This window comes from Caldibacillus debilis DSM 16016, from assembly GCF_000383875.1.
Taxonomy (GTDB): Bacteria; Bacillota; Bacilli; order Bacillales; family Caldibacillaceae; genus Caldibacillus; species Caldibacillus debilis.
In genome coordinates this window covers 1-21,292 of record NZ_KB912886.1, presented here as the reverse complement: position 1 = coordinate 21,292, position 21,292 = coordinate 1, and the positions used below count along the sequence as shown (strand labels likewise).

At 50.3% G+C, this 21,292-nt stretch carries 17 protein-coding genes and 1 rRNA gene; 8 read left to right on the top strand and 10 right to left on the bottom strand.

The genetic code is table 11. The features are described from left to right. Window positions 1-142: 142 nt before the first annotated feature. The 10 genes from A3EQ_RS0108160 to rpmH all read right to left on the bottom strand — a co-directional run bounded on the left by A3EQ_RS0108160 (window position 143) and on the right by rpmH (window position 9,683). Entirely contained in the window at window positions 143-997 is an 855-nt protein-coding gene (locus tag A3EQ_RS0108160; protein ID WP_020154684.1) for a ParB/RepB/Spo0J family partition protein, read from the bottom strand. Further along, on the bottom strand, window positions 990-1,751 hold the full coding sequence (locus A3EQ_RS0108155; RefSeq protein ID WP_026499839.1) for a ParA family protein: 762 nt from the start codon (window positions 1,749-1,751) through the stop codon (window positions 990-992). The genes A3EQ_RS0108160 and A3EQ_RS0108155 overlap by 8 nt, the downstream gene beginning before the upstream one ends. Before the next feature lie 497 nt (window positions 1,752-2,248). Beyond that, window positions 2,249-3,115, bottom strand: a complete 867-nt coding sequence (gene noc, locus A3EQ_RS0108140; protein WP_020154680.1) for a nucleoid occlusion protein — start codon at window positions 3,113-3,115, stop codon at window positions 2,249-2,251. A 107-nt stretch (window positions 3,116-3,222) separates the two neighbouring features. After that, window positions 3,223-3,939, bottom strand: a complete 717-nt coding sequence (gene rsmG, locus A3EQ_RS0108135; protein ID WP_020154679.1) for a 16S rRNA (guanine(527)-N(7))-methyltransferase RsmG — start codon at window positions 3,937-3,939, stop codon at window positions 3,223-3,225. A gap of 16 nt (window positions 3,940-3,955) precedes the next feature. Next, the gene (gene mnmG / locus A3EQ_RS0108130) at window positions 3,956-5,851 is read right to left on the bottom strand and encodes a tRNA uridine-5-carboxymethylaminomethyl(34) synthesis enzyme MnmG (protein ID WP_020154678.1); all 1,896 of its coding nucleotides are present in this window, start codon (window positions 5,849-5,851) and stop codon (window positions 3,956-3,958) included. 22 nt (window positions 5,852-5,873) lie between these two features. Beyond that, complete coding sequence (gene mnmE, locus A3EQ_RS0108125; RefSeq protein ID WP_040369250.1) at window positions 5,874-7,259, bottom strand: tRNA uridine-5-carboxymethylaminomethyl(34) synthesis GTPase MnmE; 1,386 nt, start codon at window positions 7,257-7,259, stop codon at window positions 5,874-5,876. 270 nt (window positions 7,260-7,529) lie between these two features. Further along, window positions 7,530-8,150, bottom strand: a complete 621-nt coding sequence (gene jag, locus A3EQ_RS0108120; RefSeq protein WP_020154676.1) for an RNA-binding cell elongation regulator Jag/EloR — start codon at window positions 8,148-8,150, stop codon at window positions 7,530-7,532. Beyond that, on the bottom strand, window positions 8,147-8,926 hold the full coding sequence (gene yidC / locus A3EQ_RS0108115; RefSeq protein WP_020154675.1) for a membrane protein insertase YidC: 780 nt from the start codon (window positions 8,924-8,926) through the stop codon (window positions 8,147-8,149). Before yidC ends, jag begins: the two co-directional genes overlap by 4 nt. A gap of 180 nt (window positions 8,927-9,106) precedes the next feature. Beyond that, a complete protein-coding gene (rnpA, locus tag A3EQ_RS0108110) occupies window positions 9,107-9,469 on the bottom strand; it encodes a ribonuclease P protein component (RefSeq protein ID WP_020154674.1) in 363 nt (120 codons plus the stop codon). A gap of 79 nt (window positions 9,470-9,548) precedes the next feature. After that, window positions 9,549-9,683, bottom strand: a complete 135-nt coding sequence (gene rpmH, locus A3EQ_RS0108105) for a 50S ribosomal protein L34 (protein WP_003397591.1) — start codon at window positions 9,681-9,683, stop codon at window positions 9,549-9,551. 503 nt (window positions 9,684-10,186) lie between these two features. On the opposite strand from rpmH, the gene dnaA reads away from it, so the two are divergent. The 8 genes from dnaA to A3EQ_RS0108050 form a co-directional block, all read left to right on the top strand. Then, entirely contained in the window at window positions 10,187-11,527 is a 1,341-nt protein-coding gene (gene dnaA, locus A3EQ_RS0108100; RefSeq protein ID WP_020154673.1) for a chromosomal replication initiator protein DnaA, read from the top strand. Between the two features lie 170 nt (window positions 11,528-11,697). Beyond that, the gene (dnaN, locus tag A3EQ_RS0108095) at window positions 11,698-12,840 is read left to right on the top strand and encodes a DNA polymerase III subunit beta (protein ID WP_020154672.1); all 1,143 of its coding nucleotides are present in this window, start codon (window positions 11,698-11,700) and stop codon (window positions 12,838-12,840) included. 410 nt (window positions 12,841-13,250) lie between these two features. Then, window positions 13,251-13,475 (top strand): S4 domain-containing protein YaaA, encoded by a 225-nt coding sequence (yaaA, locus tag A3EQ_RS0108085; RefSeq protein ID WP_026499838.1) that lies wholly within the window; start codon window positions 13,251-13,253, stop codon window positions 13,473-13,475. A gap of 7 nt (window positions 13,476-13,482) precedes the next feature. Further along, window positions 13,483-14,598: a DNA replication/repair protein RecF gene (gene recF, locus A3EQ_RS0108080; RefSeq protein WP_020154669.1), complete on the top strand. Its 1,116-nt coding sequence runs from the start codon at window positions 13,483-13,485 to the stop codon at window positions 14,596-14,598. 113 nt (window positions 14,599-14,711) lie between these two features. Further along, window positions 14,712-16,637: a DNA topoisomerase (ATP-hydrolyzing) subunit B gene (gene gyrB / locus A3EQ_RS0108075; protein WP_020154668.1), complete on the top strand. Its 1,926-nt coding sequence runs from the start codon at window positions 14,712-14,714 to the stop codon at window positions 16,635-16,637. Window positions 16,638-16,708: 71 nt separating this feature from the next. Next, entirely contained in the window at window positions 16,709-19,156 is a 2,448-nt protein-coding gene (gyrA, locus tag A3EQ_RS0108070; RefSeq protein WP_020154667.1) for a DNA gyrase subunit A, read from the top strand. Between the two features lie 220 nt (window positions 19,157-19,376). After that, window positions 19,377-20,534 carry an HD-GYP domain-containing protein gene (locus tag A3EQ_RS0108060; RefSeq protein ID WP_020154665.1) on the top strand — a complete coding sequence of 386 codons (1,158 nt, stop codon included), beginning with the start codon at window positions 19,377-19,379 and terminating at the stop codon, window positions 20,532-20,534. Between the two features lie 530 nt (window positions 20,535-21,064). Further along, window positions 21,065-21,292: ribosomal RNA gene (locus tag A3EQ_RS0108050) — 16S ribosomal RNA — on the top strand; the annotation flags it as partial.

Genomic DNA, 21,292 nt, shown 5'->3' with positions numbered 1-21,292 from the left:
CCGGCCGCAAGCGGGGCTTCCCATCGGTTTTCCGCAGAAACTTCGACATGAGGACAGCCGTTTTCCACGGCTTCCGTCTTCGGCGCCGCCCGGGACGGTTACATAGGATGATAAAAAAAATAAGCCATTGTCCAATGACTTATTATAACGGTTCCGGGCCGAACATTTCCAATATCCGGTTTAAATCTTCCTTGGAGAAAAATTCGATCTCTATTTTGCCCCTGTTTTTGGACTGTTTGATCTTTACATTGGTGCCGAGCCGCTCCCGCAGCAACGATTCGGCTTCCAAAATGAACACGTCCTTTTTCTGCTCGCTCTTTTTCGATGTTTCACGTGAAACATTTTTGTTTAATTCCTGAATCAGGGCTTCCAGCTGGCGGACGTTCAGCTGTTCCTTCAAGATTTTTTCCACGACCGCCTTCATTTTTTCCTTTTTCTTCAGCCCCAACAAGGCGCGTCCATGGCCCATGGAAATTTTCTGATCGTTAATGAGCTTCTGCACATAGGCGGGCAATGACAGAAGGCGGACATGGTTGGCGATATGAGGCCGGCTTTTTCCGAGGCGTTTGGCCAACTCCTCCTGGGTCAAATTCAACCTGTCCATCAGCACCTGATAAGCGGACGCCTCTTCGATCGGGGTTAAATCTTCCCTTTGCAGGTTTTCCAAAAGGGCGAGTTCCATCATTTGCCGGTCGTCCATTTTCCGGACAACCGCCGGAACGGTTTTCATGTTGGCTTCTTTGGCGGCCCGGTAACGCCTTTCGCCGACGACAATTTCATAGCCTTTGACACTTTTGCGGACGATCAGGGGCTGCAGAATCCCGTGTTCCAAAATCGATTGTTTCAATTCATCAATGGTTTCGTCTTTGAAATTTTTCCGCGGCTGATAAGGATTGGGCCGGATTTCATCGATGCTGATTTCCTGAATCGTCTCTTCTTCGGAGATTTCCATGGCGGGGAAAAGGGATTCCAGGCCTTTGCCGAGAGCCTTAGCCATTAGCCACCACTTCCTTTGCTAATTCGATATAAACTTCCGCCCCCTTCGAACGGGGGTCATAAACGATAATGGGCTTTCCGTGGCTGGGTGCTTCGCTCAGGCGGACGTTCCTCGGAATGATCGTTTTGTATACTTTATCCTGAAAATATTTCTTCACTTCGTCGATGACTTGAATTCCCAAGTTTGTCCGGGCGTCCAACATCGTCAACAAAACGCCTTCGATCCGCAATTTCTTGTTTAAATGTTTTTGGACCAAACGGACGGTATTCAACAATTGGCTCAAGCCTTCCAACGCGTAATATTCGCATTGCACCGGAATGATGACGGAATCGGAAGCGGTCAGCGCGTTGATGGTCAACAAGCCAAGGGACGGCGGACAATCGATGATGATATAATCATAATCATCCTTGACCTGTTCTAGGGCGCGCCTCAAACGGATTTCCCGGGAGATCGTCGGAACGAGCTCGATTTCCGCCCCTGCCAACTGGATCGTGGAAGGGATGATGTACAGATTCTCCACATCGGTCGGAATAATGACCTTCTTCGTTTCTACTTCGTCTATCAAAATATCATAAACGCATTGGCTCACATCCGCTTTTTCAATGCCGATGCCGCTCGTCGCATTTCCCTGGGGATCCACATCCACGATCAACACTTTCTTCCCGATATAGGCCAGGCATGCGGCCAAGTTAACCGATGTGGTCGTTTTGCCGACTCCCCCTTTTTGGTTCGCAACAGCAATGATTTTACCCACGATGTCACCTACCCCGCAAGAAACTATTCAGCTTCTATTTTATCACGAAATATAAAGAAAAAACCGCCCATCCCGCAAAAAAGCCAGGCACAAAAAAAGGAAAAAGAGACGGACATGAAAAAATGATAAACCAACGAAATGGTTTCCGCAACGGAGAAGGGAAGGGCGGTCTGCCGTCCGGAGGCGCAGCCTGTGAACCGGAACGAAAGGAATCTGCGAATCTTTGATTTTTCCGATCGGAAAAAATGAAGAATGATAAAAAGGATATCCGGAAGGGAAGCGAGGATATCCTTGATCCAAAAATACCGGCTTTGCCGGACGTTATTGACAATAAGGGAAGATCGGGATGAAACGGAGTCCGAGTCGGAGCCGACAGGCCAAAAAAGAGGGGCTTTTTTCTGCCGCTTTCCGGCGCGGATCCCGGCAGGCCCCCAAGGATCGCCGGGACCGGTGTTCGGGGGAAGCCCTTCGGAAGTTTGGAAAAAAGAAAGAAGGGACTATTTTTTCTTTTTCGGTATTTTTATCGTAATTTGATAATAATCTTCCAATTCTTCCTCGTCGGCTTCGACAGGGATTCCGCTCTTTTTCACCATCGCCATCGATTGCCGGATCGTATTCACGGCAATGCGGAGATCTTTGCTTAAAGAGATCCGTTTCGGCTTGGGCTTCGGGGCCGACTCGCTGGCCAGCAGTTTCTGAACCCTTTCTTCCGTCTGTTTCACGTTCAAATGCTTTTCCAGGATTTCGTCCAAAAGCTTCAATTGTTTTTCCTCGTCCTTTAACGGAATCAGGGCACGGGCGTGGCGCTCGGTAATTTTTTTGTTCAGCAGGGCATCCTGGACCTGTTTCGGAAGTTTGAGCAGCCGCAGTTTGTTGGCGACGGTCGATTGCCCTTTTCCCAAACGTTGGGCGAGGGCTTCCTGGGTGAGGTGGTGGATTTCCAGCAGCTTGTCGTAGGCCATCGCCTCTTCAATGGGGGACAATTCTTCCCGCTGCAAATTTTCGATCAGGGCAATGGAAGCGGATTGGGCATCGTTCAAATTTTTGACCAGCGCGGGGACCGTGCTCCAGCCAAGTTTTTTTGCCGCCCGGAAACGTCTCTCACCGGCGATGATTTCGTATTGGGATGTCCCGATTTCCCTGACGACGATCGGCTGGATGATGCCGTGGGTATGGATCGTGCTCGCCAGCTCATCGATCTTTTCGTCGTCAAAAACCGTCCGCGGTTGGAAGCGGTTGGGGTGGATCTGGTCGATAGGTATCTGTTTCACTTCTTCGTTCGGATTCTCGATCTCCTGATCCAATCCAAAATCCCGGCTCTCCTTGTCACCCAGCCCGAAAATCTTCGAAAACGGATGTTTCATTGGCCGACACCACCTTCATCATACTCCCTAGTCCATTACTTACTTATTTCTCCAGCCGCCGGGAAGTTCCTGCATCCTATGGCAAGGAAACGGTCCCGGGCCTTCGGTCAAAGCGGCGATTTTACCGGAATCCCGGGCTTTCTCGGATATTTTTTCGGCGTGTTTTTCACTTTTTCGATCAAAATAATGTTCCGCTCGCTGTTTTCATAGGGGAGCGCCAAGGTATGGACGGATGCGATCTTGCCGCCCAGGATCGAAATCGCCCTTTTCCCTTCTTTGATTTCCTCTTTGACCCCGGGACCTTTCATGGCAAGAAAGACGCCTCCCGGCTTGGCGAGGGGCAGGCAAAACTCGGACAAAACGGACAACCTGGCGACGGCCCGGGCCGTCACCACATCGAATTTTTCCCGAAAATCCCCGTTTTGGCCGGCGTTTTCCGCGCGTTCATGGAAAAGGGTAACCCCTTCCAGCTGCAGCCGGTTCACCAATTCCGTTAGAAAAAGGATTCTTTTTTTCAAGGAATCGATGATGGTCAAACGCAGCTGGGGAAAAACGATTTTCCATGGAATGCCCGGAAATCCGGCCCCCGACCCGACATCGCAAATCTGCAACGGGGAGCTTTTCAAATCGACGAAAAAGGAAGCGGTCAACGAATCATAGAAATGTTTTAAATAGACCTGTTCTTTTCCGTTGATGGAAGTCAGGTTCATTTTTTCGTTCCATTCGGAAAGAAGGGCCCAATAGGTTTCAAATTGTTCCAGCTGCCGGGCCGTCAAGGAAATATGGTGCTCGTTTAGCGCTTCGATAAATTGTTCCGTGTTCATGGCCATCTTCCTGTCTTTATTGGTTGCTGACGCGGGCGATTTTTCCCTGTTCCAAATAAACCAACAAAATGGAAATATCGGCGGGATTGACGCCCGGTATGCGCGAAGCCTGGGCGATGGAAAGGGGCCGCACCTTTTTCAAGTTCTCCTTCGCTTCGTTGGCAAGGCCGAAAATGGCGTCATAATCGATGTCCGCGGGAATCTTTTTGTCCTCCAATTTTTTCATTTTTTCCACTTGTTGGAGGGACTTTTGTATATAGCCTTCATACTTGATTTGAATTTCCACTTGTTCTTCCACTTCAGGCGACAGTTCTTCCGGGGCGGGAACCAATTGTTTGATGTGTTCGTAAGTCATCTCCGGCCGTTTCAACAGATCAGACGCCTTTATGCCGTCTTTCAGTTCGCTTCCGCCGACGCTTTGAATCAATTTTTGCACCTTCTCGTCGGGGCGGATGATCGTCGACCGGAGACGGTTCAATTCCGCTTCGATTTGCTGTTTCTTCAGCAAAAATTTTCTGTAACGTTCTTCGGAAATCAGGCCGATCCGGTAGCCGATTTCCGTCAGGCGCAAATCGGCGTTGTCATGCCTCAAAAGCAGCCGGTATTCCGCCCGGGAAGTCAGGAGCCGGTACGGTTCAACGACGCCTTTGGTCACCAGATCGTCGATCATCACGCCGATATAGGCGTCGGAACGGCTCAAAACAACTTCCTCATCCTTGCCCAGGGCTTTAAATGCCGCGTTGATCCCCGCCATGATTCCTTGCCCGGCCGCTTCCTCATAGCCGCTCGTACCGTTAATCTGTCCCGCCGTATACAGGTTTTTGACCAATTTCGTCTCCAATGTCGGCCACAGCTGGGTAGGAACGATGGCATCGTACTCGATCGCATACCCGGGCCGCATCATTTCCGCCTTCTCCAGTCCCGGGATGCTGGCGATCAATTCCTGCTGCACTTCTTCCGGGAGGCTGGTCGACAATCCTTGCACATAAACTTCTTCCGTTTCCCTTCCTTCCGGTTCCAAAAAGATTTGATGGCGGGGCTTATCGTGAAACCGGACAACCTTGTCCTCGATGGAGGGGCAGTACCGCGGTCCCCGCCCTTTGATCATACCGGAAAACATCGGGGCCCGGTGCAAATTTTCATCGATGATTTGATGGCTTCTTTCCGTCGTGTACGTCAACCAGCAAGGCAGCTGATCGGTGATGTAAGTCGTCGTTTCGTAGGAAAAGGCGCGCGGCTCCTTGTCCCCCGGCTGGATTTCCGTCTTGCTGTAATCGATCGTACGGCTGTTGACCCGGGGAGGCGTCCCCGTTTTGAAACGGACGAGTTGGAAACCGAGTTCCTCCAAATTTTCCGACAGCTTGATGGAAGGTTGCTGGTTGTTCGGCCCGCTGGAATATTTCAATTCGCCGATGATGATTTCGCCGCGCAAAAAGGTCCCCGTCGTTAAAACGACGGCCTTGGCGCGGTAAGCGGCGCCGGTTTTTGTAATGACCCCTTGGCAAACCCCGTTCTCGACGATGAGTTTCTCCACCATCCCTTGACGGAGGGTCAGGTTCGGCTGCCTTTCCAAGGTTTTTTTCATTTCCCTTTGGTAAAGGACTTTATCGGCCTGGGCCCGCAAAGCCCTCACGGCTGGGCCCTTGCCGGTGTTCAGCATGCGCATTTGGATGTAGGTTTTGTCGATATTTTTCCCCATTTCCCCCCCGAGGGCATCGATTTCCCTTACGACGATCCCTTTTGCCGGTCCCCCGATGGAAGGATTGCAGGGCATGAACGCGACCATATCCAAATTGATGGTCAAAACCAACGTCTTCGCACCGATCCGCGCCGCGGCGAGCGCCGCTTCGCATCCCGCATGGCCGCTGCCGACGACGATGACGTCATAGCTTCCGGCATCATAGGTTTGCATATCTTTCAACCTCCTTTTCGAATCATTTTCCGAGGCAGAATTGGGAAAACAGCTGGTCCAAGAGCTCGTCCTGGACGCTCTCCCCGATGATTTCCCCGAGGGTTTCCCAAGTCTTCGTCATATCGATCTGGATCATATCGATCGGCATCTTTTGATCGATTCCTTTGAGTACGTCCTCCACGGATTCCAACGCCTTCTTCAGCAAAGCGATATGCCTCGCGTTCGTGACGAACGCCGTTTCATCCATCCCGATCTCGCCGCTGAAATACATGGAAGCGATGGCTTCTTCCAGCTCTTCCATGCCCTTTTCCTCTTTCACGGAAACGGGAATCACCTTTTTCCCGTCGGCAAGCCGTCTCACTTCTTCCATATCAATTTTTTGCGGAAGATCGATTTTATTGACGATGATGACCGCCTCCGCATCCCGGATCGCCTGAAACAGCCCGCGGTCTTCTTCCGTCAATTCCTCGTTGTAATTTAACAGAAAAAGAACCAAATCCGCTTCTTTTAGCATCTTCCGGGATTTTTCCACTCCGATTTTTTCCACCACGTCTTCCGTTTCCCGGATTCCCGCCGTATCGATCAACTTCAGGGGAACCCCCCGGACGTTGACGAATTCTTCGATCACGTCCCTTGTCGTTCCGGGAATATCGGTGACGATCGCTTTGTTTTCGTGAACGAGGCTGTTTAACAAGGAGGATTTCCCGACGTTCGGCCTGCCGACGATCGCCGTTTTCAGTCCTTCCCGTAAAATCTTCCCCTGCCTGGCGGTCGCCAATAATTTTTCGATTTCCTTCCTTACATATTCCGCTTTTTGGAGCATCATTTGATGGGTCATTTCTTCCACGTCGTCATATTCCGGGTAGTCGATGTTCACTTCCACCTGGGCCAGGACTTCCAGAATTTCCTGGCGCAATTTTTTGATCAGCCTGGAGAGCCGGCCTTCCAATTGGCCGAGGGCCACGTTCATCGCCCGGTCCGTTTTCGCCCGGATCAAATCCATGACCGCCTCCGCCTGGGACAGGTCGATGCGGCCGTTCAGAAAGGCCCGTTTCGTAAATTCCCCGGGCTCGGCAAGCCGCGCCCCGTTGGACAAAACGAGCTCCAGCACCCGATTGGTGGCAAGCAGGCCGCCGTGGCAATTGATTTCCACCACATCTTCCCTCGTGAAGGTGCGCGGCTTTCTCATCACCGTTACCATCACTTCTTCGATTTTCCGTTCTTCCTTCGTGTCGAAAATATATCCGTAATGGATCGTATGGGACGGGACATCCTGCAGCTTTTTCCCGGAAGGGCTCCGGAACACCCGGTCCGCGATCTCGATCGCCTTTTCCCCCGACAGGCGGACGATGCCGATCGCCCCTTCCCCGATCGGCGTGGAAATGGCTGCGATCGTATCAAACTCCATCATGGGTCACCACGCTTAAGAAAAAATCTATAGGAACATCGGAAAAATCCGACAAGAACAATCGGAAAGCAAGGACGTTAATAAACGGCCGTAATTTTATTGTAATAAATCCACATGTGAATAAACAAATGATAAAAAAATTTCCACATGTGGATATCCCGTTGAAACAAAGTTATCCACAGTATTATACAAGAAAACAAAAAAACTGCATAGAAAAAACTGTTTTCAATGGCAATCCCCTCTGCCACGAAAACAGTTTGAAAAAAATCCTCAGTTTTTCGGGGTGATGACCAGATGCCTTTTCGGTTCTTCCCCCACGGAATAGGTCGTCACTTCCGGATGACCCGCCAAAGCGCTGTGGATGATTTTTCTCTCATAGGAAGGCATCGGTTCCAAAGAATAGGGCTTTTTCTCCCGGGCGACCTTCTTCGCCAGGCGCTCCGCCAGCTCGGTCAGCTTTTCTTCCCTTTTCCTCCGGTAATTTTCCACGTCCAAAATGACGGACATATAATGGTCCGTGTAGCGGTTGACGAGAGCCTGGGTCAAGGTCTGCAAGGCGTTCAACGTATGCCCCCTTTTTCCGATCAGGAGGGCGGCCTTTTCGCTCTCCAGATCGATATGCATGAAAAGATTATCGGTGCGCACATGGATCACAACGGGGATATCCATTTCGTCGCAGATGGTTTGCAAAAATTTTTTTGCCTCCGCGACAGGATCCGTCTTCAAAGTCACCTTGACGATCGCGGGTCTGGAGCCGAAAATGCCGAGCAAACCCCTTTTTCCTTCATCGATGATTTTAATTTCGACCCGGTCCTTCGTCGTTTTCAGTTCATTCAATGCGGATTGGACGGCCATTTCAACGGTTTGGCCGGTGGCGGTCACTTGCTTCAATTTTTTCTTCCTCCCAAAGTTCCGCGAGCCCTGGCCTCGAGCTCCGGAATTTTAATGAACCAGGATTGAACCACGGTAAAGAGATTTCCGACAATCCAGTACAAGACCAATGCGGACGGGACGAAAAAGGAAAAACCGACAATCATGACGGGCAACAGCCAAAGCATCATCTGCATCTGCGGATTTTGATAGGGCACGCCTCTCATCATCACTTTTTGCTGCAGGAACGTTGTCGCGCCCGCCAAGAAGGGCAGAATGTAGAAAGGATCACGGGCAGCCAAATCAAACCATAAAAACGAATGGCTTTTTATTTCTTCGGTGCGGACGATGGCATGGTAAAGCCCGAGCAGGATCGGCATTTGGATCAATGCCGGCAGGCAGCCGGAAAGGGGATTGATCTCGTACTTCTGCAGCAATTTCAGCTGTTCTTCCTTCAGTTTCTGCTGGGTGACGGCATCCTTGGAACTGTATTTCTTCCTCAATTTTTCCAGTTCAGGCTGGATCAGGTTCATTTTTTTCGAACTTTTCATCTGGCTGACCATGAAAGGAAGGATCAAAATGCGGATAAAAATGGTCACGATAATGATGGAAAGCCCGTAGCCGAATTTTCCGGGAAACAGTCCGGCAATGGAAACGATCAGCCAGGATAACGGATAGACGATCAACTGGTTCCAAAATCCTTCGCTGTCCTCCGTAATCGGTTCGTTCACGTCCGAGCAGCCGGACAAAAAGAAGATGAGCGGAATGAGACCGATTCCAACAACCTTTTTCTTCACTTAACAGGTATCCTCCCATATCAGACCTTAGATTCTTCATTCATCCGTGAAATTTCCGGCAAAGCGAGATCCCGTTTTCAGATTAACCCGTTTTATAAAAATTTTACCACAATTTTCTTCCCTTTTTCCTTCCTGCCGATCGGCTTTTTCGCAGAAACGTTGAATTTTCCGCCGGATCTTTCAACTTTTATCCTTGCCGCCGTTCCGGTTCAACGCTTTTGCAATTTTCAAAACATGAAGGAGGCTTTTTTTGACCTCCTCGTATTTCATGTCCGCCGCCGGCTTTCTGGCGATGACGACGAAATCGGCGTTCGGCGGGAGCTCATTCTTTAATTCCTTGAAAACTTCCCGCACCAACCGCTTCACCCGGTTCCGCGTCACCGCTTTCCCGATTTTTTTGCTGACGGAAATCCCGATCCTGAAATGATCCTGGTTCTCTTTCTCCAGTTTGTATATGATGAACTGGCGGTTGGCAAAGGACTTTCCCCGCTGGAAAACTTCCTGGAATTCCCCGCTCTTTTTGATCCGGTACTTCTTTTTCATCGGTATGCACCTGCTTCGTTGACATCTGGCCCTGCCTGGAATCTCCCCGTTTTAAAAAAGACCACTGAACTTCAGTGGCCTATGCGGACAATACTTTTCTGCCTTTGCGGCGGCGGCGTGCCAAAACCTTACGACCGTTTTTCGTGCTCATCCGCGCACGGAAACCGTGCACTTTGCTTCTCTTCCGTTTATTCGGTTGATACGTCCTTTTCATCTATGACACCTCCCCGTTTGAGCCATTGAGGAAAACAGTTCAAAAAAAGTCCTTATCATTATAGCCGCATTTTTCGGCTACTGTCAACACGGACCGAACCTTCCGCGGCTGCCGGAACTGCCCGGTTTCCGGATAAAATTGTGGATAATTTTCGACAGGGTTCCCGGATTTACTCACAAGTTATCGACAATTTTTTCATAAATTCAGCCCTGTGAATAACTTTATATCCACCGCCTGATGATATTGTGGATATTTCCCTCCACGCATTGCGAATTCTAGTATTTTTTGATATGATGAAATGTGTTTTCCCTTTGGATAATTATCCACAGGACGGGGTTTATCCACAGTTTGTGAATAACATGTGAATAAAATATTCAGGGGTTGTGTAAAAACTTGTCCACAATCTGTGGATTTTGTCATTATCCTTTCTTTATTTATTCTACTATGATTCGCAAAAAATATTCCAACCTGTAGGAACATAAGCAGGCGGGGAGGGAAGCCGATTGGAAAGCATTGACGACCTCTGGGGGAAAACCTTGGCGGTTATCGAGAAGAAAATCAGCAAGCCGAGCTTCGAAACATGGTTAAAATCGACGAAAGCCATTTCCCTTCAAGGAAAAACTTTGATCGTCGAGGCCCCGAACGAATTTGCCCGGGATTGGCTGGAAGGCAATTATTCTCAAATCTTGGCGAAAATCATCCACGAATTAACCGGTGCGGAAATGGAATTGAAATTTGTCATCCCGGATGCCCATACGGAGGATCAGGAAACGGCCAGCACCGCCATAAACAGGAAAAAGGCCCAGCAGACGGAAAACTATCAGACGATGCTCAATCCGAAATACACCTTTGACACGTTCGTGATCGGTTCAGGCAACCGCTTCGCCCATGCCGCCTCCTTAGCAGTTGCGGAAGCCCCTGCGAAAGCGTACAATCCCCTGTTCATATACGGTGGCGTCGGATTGGGGAAAACCCATTTGATGCACGCAATCGGCCACTATATCCTTGAGCATAATCCGTCGGCAAAAGTCGTCTATATATCCTCGGAAAAATTTACGAACGAGTTTATCAACGCCATCCGTGACAACCGGGCGGATGATTTCCGCAACAAATACCGGAACGTCGACATCCTTCTCATCGACGACATCCAGTTTTTGGCGGGAAAGGAATCGACGCAGGAAGAATTTTTCCACACCTTCAATACGCTGCATGAGGAAAGCAAGCAGATCGTAATTTCCAGCGACCGTCCCCCCAAGGAAATCCCGACGCTGGAAGACCGATTGCGGTCGCGGTTCGAATGGGGGCTCATTACCGACATAACCCCTCCCGATCTGGAGACGAGGATCGCCATCCTCCGCAAAAAGGCGAAAGCGGAAGGACTCGACATTCCCAACGAAGTGATGATTTATATCGCCAATCAGATCGATTCCAACATCCGCGAGCTGGAAGGGGCATTGATCCGGGTCGTTGCCTATTCTTCCTTGGAAAACAAAGATATAACCGCCGAATTGGCGGCCGAAGCCTTAAAAGACATCATCCCGGCTTCCAAACCGAACGTCCTGACCATTCAAGACATTCAAAAAGCGGTCGGGGAATATTTCGGACTGAAGCTGGAAGACTTCAAGGCAAAGAAACGGACAAAGTCGGTGGCTTTCCCGAGGCAAATCGCCATGTACCTGGCCAGGGAACTGACGGACTTTTCCTTGCCGAAAATCGGGGAAGAATTCGGGGGAAGGGATCATACGACGGTCATCCACGCCCATGAAAAAATCTCCAAACTCATTCAGGAAGATCCCCTGTTTCTGAAGCAATTGGAAGAAATCAAAAACAAGCTGATCCGTTAAGGCTGTGAACACTGTGAATAACTCCGGTCATTGATGCACAGTTTGTCCACATGTGGACAGACTGTATTTTTTCCCTGTCGCGGAAGGTTATCCACATATCCACACCCCATATTACTGCTGTTAATGTCTTGATCTTATTATTTTATTAATAAATATTGGAGGATATGCCAATGAAATTTTTTACCCAGAAGGATCGGTTGACGGCCGCCATCCAGGATGTGCTGAAAGCGGTGGCCACCCGCACCACCATTCCCATCCTTACCGGCATCAAAATTGAGGCGGATAAAGCAGGCATTAAACTGACGGCCAGCGATTCCGACATCTCCATCGAATCGTTCATCCCTGCGGAAGAGGAAGACAAGGAAAACGCGGAGATCATCGAACCGGGAGCGATCGTCCTGCCGGCCCGCTTTTTCAGCGAAATCGTCAGAAAGCTCCCGGAATCGGTGATCGATCTTGAAGTGGTGGATCACTTCAAAACGATCATCCGCTCCGGGAACATCGAATATAATTTAAACGGCCTGGATGCGGAGGAATACCCGCGGCTTCCGAAGATCTCCGAGGACGGGGCCTTCACCCTTCCGGCGGACCTGTTAAAAACTTTGATCCGGCAAACGGTTTTCGCCGTTTCCACATCGGAGACCCGCCCGATTCTGACGGGCGTCAATTGGAAAATCGAAAACAATCAATTGACGGCCGTGGCGACGGACAGCCATCGTCTCGCCATGAAAAAGGTGCCGTTGAATTCCTCATCCGGCGGCGACAAAGTCTATAACATCGTCATCCCCGGGAAAAGCCTGAACGAACTCGTAAAAATTCTCGACGATTCGAGGGATCAGGTGGAAATTGTCATCACCGGCAACCATATCCTCTTTAAAGCGAAGAATATGCTGTTTTTATCGAGGCTGCTTGAAGGAAATTATCCCGACACTTCCCGGCTGATCCCGACGGACAGCAAAACCGTCGTCAAGTTGGACGCCAAGGAATATTACGGGGCGGTGGACCGGGCTTCCCTTCTCGCCCGGGAGGCCAAAAACAACGTGATCAAATTTTCAACGGTGGATCAAAATACCGTCGAAATTTCCTCCTATACCCCGGAAGTCGGCAAGGTGGTGGAAAAGATCAGGAGCCTGTCCATGGAAGGGGAAGACATTAAAATTTCCTTCAACGCCTTGTATATGATGGACGCCTTGCGGGCTGCGGACGGGACGGAATTGACGATTTACTTCACCGGTGCGATGCGTCCCTTTGTCATCAAAACCAACGATGACGATTCGCTCGTACAGCTCTTGCTTCCCGTCCGCACCTTTTAATCGGCCCGTCCGCCGCTTCGGGGTGTTTTCCGGCCGGATTCCGGCTCGGGACGCCCCTTTTCTTTTTCGGAAGCGGCTTGCATGAACGTTCCCGGTTCTCCGCCTTTCTGCCAGGTAAAGGAAGGAGCGGGAAACCCCTGTTTCTCGCGGACAACGGCAAAGCGGAGCCAGCCGGTCAAGGAAACGGGAAGGACGGTTGATCCCGGTTTTTGTCCGAAAACGTTTTTGACCAAAAACGGGAAGGCTCCGTTGTTCAGATGTTGGCAGCACGCAAAAAACGGAAATAGGTCCGCGGAAGCCATGCCGAAGAAGCGGGGCGTTTGCGGAAGGGAAGCCGCCTTTGTTTCTCACAAAAATTTTAGTAAAATTAAGATATGGGAAAAAATACGGCGAAAGGAAACCCGAAAACGATGAAGACAGTGAACATCGATACGGAATATATTACCCTCGGCCAGTTTTTAAAACTCACGGATTTGATTTCCACCGGTGGGGCGGCGAAACGTTTCCTGCAAACGGAGGAAGTGTACGTCAACGGGGAAAGGGAAACGAGAAGGGGACGGAAATTGAGGGACGGCGACGAAGTTTTCGTTCCCGGAAGCGGCAAATTTTTCATAAAACGTTCAGCGGGTGAATGATTGATTCATGCATATCCAAGAGATCCAATTAAAAAATTTTCGCAATTACGATCAGCTGTCGATGCCGTTGGCGGAAGGCATCCATGTGATCATCGGGGAAAACGCCCAGGGAAAAACGAATTTTCTTGAAGCCATCTATGTACTGGCGATGGCCAAATCCCACCGGACCGCGAATGATAAAGAACTTATCCAATGGGAAAAAGATTATGCTAAAATAGAAGGAAGAGTATATAAACAGCATTCCCTTTTGCCGCTGGAGATCATCATCTCAAAAAAGGGAAAAATCGCCAAATGCAATCATTTGGAGCAGCGCCGTTTAAGCCAATACGTCGGCAATATGAACGTGGTCCTGTTTGCTCCGGAAGACTTGAACATCGTAAAGGGAAGCCCGCTTGTACGGAGACGTTTCTTGGACATGGAGATCGGGCAAATTTCCCCCGTCTATTTGTACGAAATCAGCCAATATCAAAAAATATTGCGGCAACGGAACCAATATTTGAAGATGCTGCAAGGAAAGAGACAGGCGGACGGCCATCTTTTGGAAATTTATACGGAACAGCTGATTCAACTGGCCGCGAAAGTCGTACGGCGCCGCTTCGAATTTTTGCAAAGCCTGGAAAAATGGGCGACGGACATCCACTCGTCCATTACCAGCGGAAAAGAGCGCCTTACGATCCGTTATTGCTCTTCGGCCGACGTATCGGAAGAAGACGATTTGACAACAATGATTAATAAATACCAGGAAAAATTCGAAAAGGGAAAAAACAAGGAGATCGAACGGGGTTCGACCCTCTACGGTCCCCACAGGGACGATTTGATCTTTTGCGTAAACGGCCGGGAAGTCCAAACTTACGGTTCCCAGGGGCAGCAGCGGACCGCCGCCCTCTCGCTGAAATTGGCGGAAATCGATCTCATCCGTTCGGAAATCGGAGAATATCCGGTTTTATTGTTGGACGACGTGTTGTCGGAACTGGATGATTTCCGGAAATCCCTTTTGTTGACGACGATCTCGGGAAAGGTTCAAACATTCATCACCGCCACCGGAATTGACGGAATTGACCACCAAGCCTTAAAAGACGCTTATTTTTTTATTGTCTCAAACGGGAAAATCGCAAAAGAATAACTTGGATCCCGGATTTTCCCCGGCATTTCCGATCCCGATATTACGTTCTCCCGAAAAGGGGGCAACATCGTTGATGTACGAATACGTACAGGAAAGTGCAGGTGATTGAGTCGATGGCCTTGGAAGATAGAAAAGTGGAAGCGACGACTTACGATGAAAGCCAGATCCAGGTTTTGGAGGGACTGGAAGCAGTCCGCAAACGTCCGGGCATGTACATAGGAACGACAGGTGCGAAGGGATTGCACCATCTCGTTTGGGAAATCGTCGATAACAGTATCGATGAAGCGCTGGCGGGATTTTGCACCCAAATCGACGTCATTATCGAAAAGGACAACAGCATCATCGTCCGGGACAACGGGCGGGGGATTCCGGTCGGAATCCATGAGAAAATGGGGAGACCGGCGGTCGAAGTCATTCATACCGTCCTTCACGCGGGCGGAAAGTTCGGCGGAGGCGGCTATAAGGTGTCCGGCGGGCTCCACGGCGTGGGGGCCTCCGTCGTCAACGCCCTCTCCGTTGAAATGGAAGTATATGTCCACCGGGACGGAAAAATCTATTATCAAAAATATTCCCGGGGGGTGCCCTGCTGCGATTTAAAGGTGGTGGGCGAAACCGACCGGACGGGAACGACGACCCGTTTCCTCCCGGACCCGGAAATCTTTACGGAAACCGTCGAGTTTGACTACGAAGTTTTGGCAAAACGGCTGCGGGAATTGGCGTTTTTGAATAAAGGGCTAAAAATAACCATCGAAGACAGAAGGGCGAACAACCGGAGGGACGAATACCTCTACGAAGGCGGCATCCTGTCCTATGTCGCCCATTTGAACAAGAACAAGGAAGTGCTCCACGATCCGGTCTACATCGAAGGAAACCGGGACGGCATCCATATTGAAGTGGCTTTCCAATACAATACGAGCTATATGAGTTTAATCTACTCCTTTGCCAACAATATCCATACCTATGAAGGGGGAACCCACGAATCCGGGTTCAAAAGCGCCCTGACGAGGGTGATCAACGATTATGCCAGGAAAAATAATATTTTTCGAGATAAGGATGAAAATCTGACCGGCGAAGACGTCCGGGAAGGCATCGTCGCCATCATCTCCATCAAGCACCCGAATCCCCAATTCGAGGGGCAGACGAAAACAAAGCTGGGAAATTCGGAAGCCCGCACCGTGACCGATGCGGTTTTCTCCGAGCATTTGGAAAAATTTTTCCTGGAGAACCCGTCGGTGGCCAGAAGGATCGTCGAAAAAGGCGTCCTCGCCGCCAGGGCCCGGGTGGCCGCCAAAAGGGCGCGGGAACTGACGAGGAAAAAGAGCGGCCTCGAAGTTTCCCAATTGCCGGGAAAGCTGGCGGATTGCACCTCCAATGATCCGGCGGTCAGCGAATTATACATCGTGGAAGGGGATTCGGCGGGCGGTTCCGCAAAGCAGGGGCGGGACCGGAACTACCAGGCCATATTGCCGCTCAGGGGCAAGATTTTGAACGTTGAGAAGGCGAGGCTGGACAAGATTTTGTCCAACAATGAAGTCCGGGCGATGATCACGGCGATCGGCACCGGCATCGGCGAGGATTTCGACATTTCCAAAGCCCGTTATCATAAAATTGTCATCATGACCGATGCCGACGTGGACGGGGCCCACATCCGCACTTTGCTGCTCACTTTTTTCTACCGGTACATGAGGCAAATGATCGAGGCGGGTTATATTTACATCGCCCAGCCGCCCCTTTACAAAATCGAGCAGAACCGGAAAGTTTATTACGCTTATAACGACCAGCAGCTGGAAGAGGTGCTGAAGTCCCTTCCCAGCCAGCCGAAACCCGGCATTCAGCGCTATAAAGGGTTGGGCGAAATGAACCCCGAGCAGCTTTGGGAAACGACGATGAATCCGGAAAACCGGACGCTGCTGCAGGTGAGCCTGGAAGACGCCATCGAGGCGGATGAGACTTTCGAAATGCTGATGGGCGACCGGGTGGAACCGAGAAGGCAATTCATCGAAGAAAACGCCTTGTACGTAAAAAATCTGGATATCTGATATTTTCGCCCGGAAAAAGGTTTCCATGGCGGCGGAACGGTCCGGCTTTCCGGGCAAGGAGGTAGCAGGAAATGGCTGAAACACCGAGTTCCAATATTAAAGAAGTGAACATAAGCAGCGAGATGCGCACTTCGTTTTTGGATTACGCGATGAGCGTCATCGTGTCGAGGGCTTTGCCGGATGTGCGGGACGGGCTGAAGCCCGTTCATCGCAGGATCCTGTATGCGATGAACGAACTGGGAATAACCGCGGACAAACCGTATAAAAAGAGCGCCCGCATCGTCGGTGATGTTATCGGCAAATACCATCCCCACGGTGACGCCGCCGTTTATGAAACGATGGTGCGCATGGCTCAGGATTTCACTTACCGGTATATGCTGGTGGACGGCCACGGCAACTTCGGTTCCATTGACGGGGATTCGGCGGCGGCCATGCGTTACACCGAGGCGAGAATGTCGAAAATCGCCATGGAAATGCTGCGGGACATCAATAAAGACACGATCGATTACCAGGATAACTACGACGGCCAAGAGAAGGAGCCGGTCGTTTTGCCCGCACGTTTTCCCAACTTGCTGGTCAACGGCGCTTCCGGAATCGCCGTGGGCATGGCGACCAACATTCCGCCCCATCATCTCGGGGAAGTGATCGACGGGATCATCGCGTTGAGCAAAAACCCGGAGATCACCGTCCAGGAATTGATGCGGTATATCCCCGGTCCCGATTTCCCGACGGCGGGAATCATCGTCGGTAAAAGCGGGATCCGGAAGGCCTATGAAACGGGCAAGGGGGCCATCACCCTGCGGGCGAGGGCCGTCATCGAGGAATCGGACAACGGAAAACAATCGATCGTCGTGACGGAAATCCCGTACCAGGTCAATAAGGCCAAACTGATCGAGAAAATCGCCGAGCTTGTCCGCGAAAAAAAGATCGACGGGATTACCGCGTTAAGGGACGAGTCCGACCGGCAAGGTTTAAGGATTGTGATGGAGATCCGCCGGGACGCCAACGCGAAGGTGATCCTGAACAATTTGTACAAACATACCGCCATGCAAACGACCTTCGGCGTGAACATGCTCGCCCTCGTAAACGGGCAGCCGAAAGTATTAAATTTAAAACAAGTCTTGCATTATTATTTGGAGCATCAAAAGGAAATTATACGCCGCCGGACGGAATACGATTTGCGCAAAGCGGAGGCGAGGGCGCATATTTTGGAAGGGTTGAGGATCGCCCTCGGCCATATCGACGAAGTCATCCGGATCATCCGCAGCTCGAAAACCGCCGAGATTGCCAAACCGGCTTTGATGGAACGCTTCAGCTTGTCAGAAAAACAAGCCCAGGCGATTTTGGACATGCGCCTGCAGCGTTTGACGGGCCTGGAAAGGGAGAAGATCGAAGAGGAATACCAGGAACTGATCAAAACCATTGAACATTTGAAGGCGATATTGTCCGACGAGGAAAAGATCGTCGAAATCATCCGTGAAGAGCTGCTGGATATCAAGGAGCGTTTCAGCGACGAAAGGAGAACGGAAATCGTTCAAGGTTCGGCCGAAGACATTGAAGAAGAAGATTTGATTCCGGAAGAACAGGTGATTATCACCCTGACCAACCGGGGGTATATCAAGCGGACGGATATATCCGCCTACCGTTCCCAAAGGAGGGGCGGCCGGGGAATTCAAGGCATGGGGACAAACGAAGACGACTTCGTCGCCCATATGATCACCACCTCTTCCCACGATACGGTTTTGTTCTTCACGAACAAGGGGAAAGTTTACCGGCTCAAGGCTTTCCGGATCCCGGAATACGGGCGTTCGGCCAAGGGAATCCCGGTCATTAACCTGTTGGAGATCGGAAAAGACGAGAAAATTAATGCGATCATCCCCGTTTCGGAAATTGACGGACAATCCTATTTATTTTTCACGACGAAACACGGGATCTCCAAACGTTCGCCGCTGTCCGATTTTACGAATATCAGGAATAACGGCTTGATCGCCATTCATCTCCGGGAAGGCGACGAGCTGATTTCCGTCCGGTTGACCGACGGGAAAAAGGATATCCTGATCGGAACGAAGAATGGAATGATCATCCGTTTCCCGGAAACGGACGTCCGGCCGATGGGACGGAACGCATCGGGGGTGAAGGGGATCACCCTGTCCGGCGACGATGAAGTGATCGGCATGGAAATCATCGAAGAGGACCAATATGTGTTATCCGTGACGAAAAAGGGGTTCGGCAAACGGACCCACCAGGAAAAATACCGGTTGCAGGGAAGGGGCGGAAAGGGAATAAAAACCTATAACATCGTGGAAAAAACCGGCCCCGTGGTGGCGATGATGGCGGTCAAGGAAGATGAGGATGTCATGGTCATTACAAACTGCGGGATCCTGATCCGCATGGCCGTTTCCGATATTTCCCAAACCGGCAGGATCGCATCGGGGGTAAAGCTGATCAACTTGGAAGAAAATGACTATGTTTCCGCCCTCGCGAAGGTGGAAAAAGAAGAGGAAACGGAGAGCGAGTGACGATCGGAACGGAAAAGATGCGGCGCTCCTGTTTCCCCTTCGCGGCCATGGACGGCTGCCGGAGGAAGACGGTACTTCCTTCGGCAGTTTTTTTCTCCATGCGAGACGGAATTTTTCAAAAATATCAACAAAAAGGAACACCTTTTGCAAAAAGATATAGAACAACGCCTGGGAATTGGCTAAAATATAAATATACCAAGGGATTTCAGGTGAAAAGAAGATGAAGAGGAAGGTTAAACAGCTCCGGGAAGGGTACCGGATCCTCGAAGATGTCTACAGCAAGAGCAATAGGCCGATCGTACCGAAAAACACGGTCGTCACCCGGCAGATTATCGATGTTTTGGAGGCGTTTTTAATCGAGGAAGTCCATGTCGATGAGAACAACAAAGAACGGCCGAAAAAAGAGCCTCCGGCAAAAACGGTTTCGGAAATAATGAAATCCGCCGGGCCCGAAAACGACAAAACAAAAAATTCCGCGGAAAGCGGAAGAAAACTCCCCTTATCGGAAAAAAACGGCGGAAAGATCATCGCTACGGATCTTTTCGCGGAATATTTGACCGGCGTTCAATTGTTCAAGAAGGAATTTGAGAAATGGCAGAACGGGCTGCCGGTTCACATCCAGACCATCCGGGAATTTTTCATTCCGCTGCTGGAGAAATTCCTGAAATATCCCAATAAATTGTTGATGCTGCAAAATTTTGTGGAGCGCAACGATTACATTTACCACCATTGCGTCTCCGTCGGCCTGATTACCGGATATATCGCCCATAAAATGAACATGAAAAAAGGGGATTGCTATCAGATCGCATTGGCCGGCTGCCTGTGCGATGCCGGCATGGCGAAAATGAACCGGAAAATCTACTTAAACAAGGAGATTTCGGAAAAAGATTACGCGGAAATAAAAAGACACCCGGTTATCAGTTACAAGATGGTGAAGGATACGCCCTCCTTATCCAACAGCGCGAAGATGGGGATTTTGCAGCATCATGAAAGGCTGGATGGAAGCGGTTACCCGATGGGGGAAAAGGAGAATATCCACCCGTACGCGAAAATGATCGCCGTTGCCGATGTCTACCATGCGCTGATCAGCGCCCGTTCTTACAAGGACAAAGTATCTCCCTTCAAAGCGATTGAAATGATGATGTATGATATGGTCGGAAAATTCGACCTTTCCATCTTGCAATCCTTCATGTCCTATATTGCCCAATATTCCATCCATTCCCACGTCCTCCTTTCCAACGGGGACGTGGCAAAAATCCTGTTTATTGATCCGAAAAATTTAACGAGGCCGATCATAAAGCTGGTGAAGAACGACGAGGTCATTTCCCTGGAGAACCATAAAGATCTGTTTATCGAAGAAATCATTGAAGAATATTGAAATGGAACAGGGAAGGGAACGGGAAACGGGACATTTTTCGGACGGGGGAGATTTCCGACGGAATGTTTTCAAGGGTCCGGGGCGAGCCGGACGGTTTCCGGTTCCTCCCAAGCAAGGGAAATAACAACTCTGTGCCGCCGGCACAGGACCGTGCCGTATCAGGCGGAACGGGAAAAATTTTTACGGCTGTAATCCGTCACGATCCCTTGTAGCGGCGAAATCGGACAAAAATCGGCCCCGGCGCTTCCGGACCATGCGGCCCATTATCGGTATTTTCTTTTCCTCATGGAAAAAGGGAAACGCACGGAAGCAATGGGGGGCCGGAGATGAATGGCAAAGGAGAAACTTCTGAAAAACTTGAAGGCTCTTTTCCGGTTCGATCCCCTTTGATTTCGGGCGAAAAAGAAATATAAATTTTTGTGTTGACAAAAAATATTCCGGGTGTTATATTAAAAAAGTCGCGTTTCGATTGAACCTTGAAAACTGAACAAGACAAAGCGCCTTTGAGTTTCGGATGAGCATAAATTTTTTTGATGGAGAGTTTGATCCTGGCTCAGGACGAACGCTGGCGGCGTGCCTAATACATGCAAGTCGGGCGGAGCCCGAGGGGAGCTTGCTCCTTTTCGGGCTCAGCGGCGGACGGGTGAGTAACACGTGGGTAACCTGCCCGTAAGACCGGGATAACTCCGGGAAACCGGGGCTAATACCGGATAACACCGGGGGCCGCATGGCTTCCGGTTGAAAGGCGGCCTTTGGCT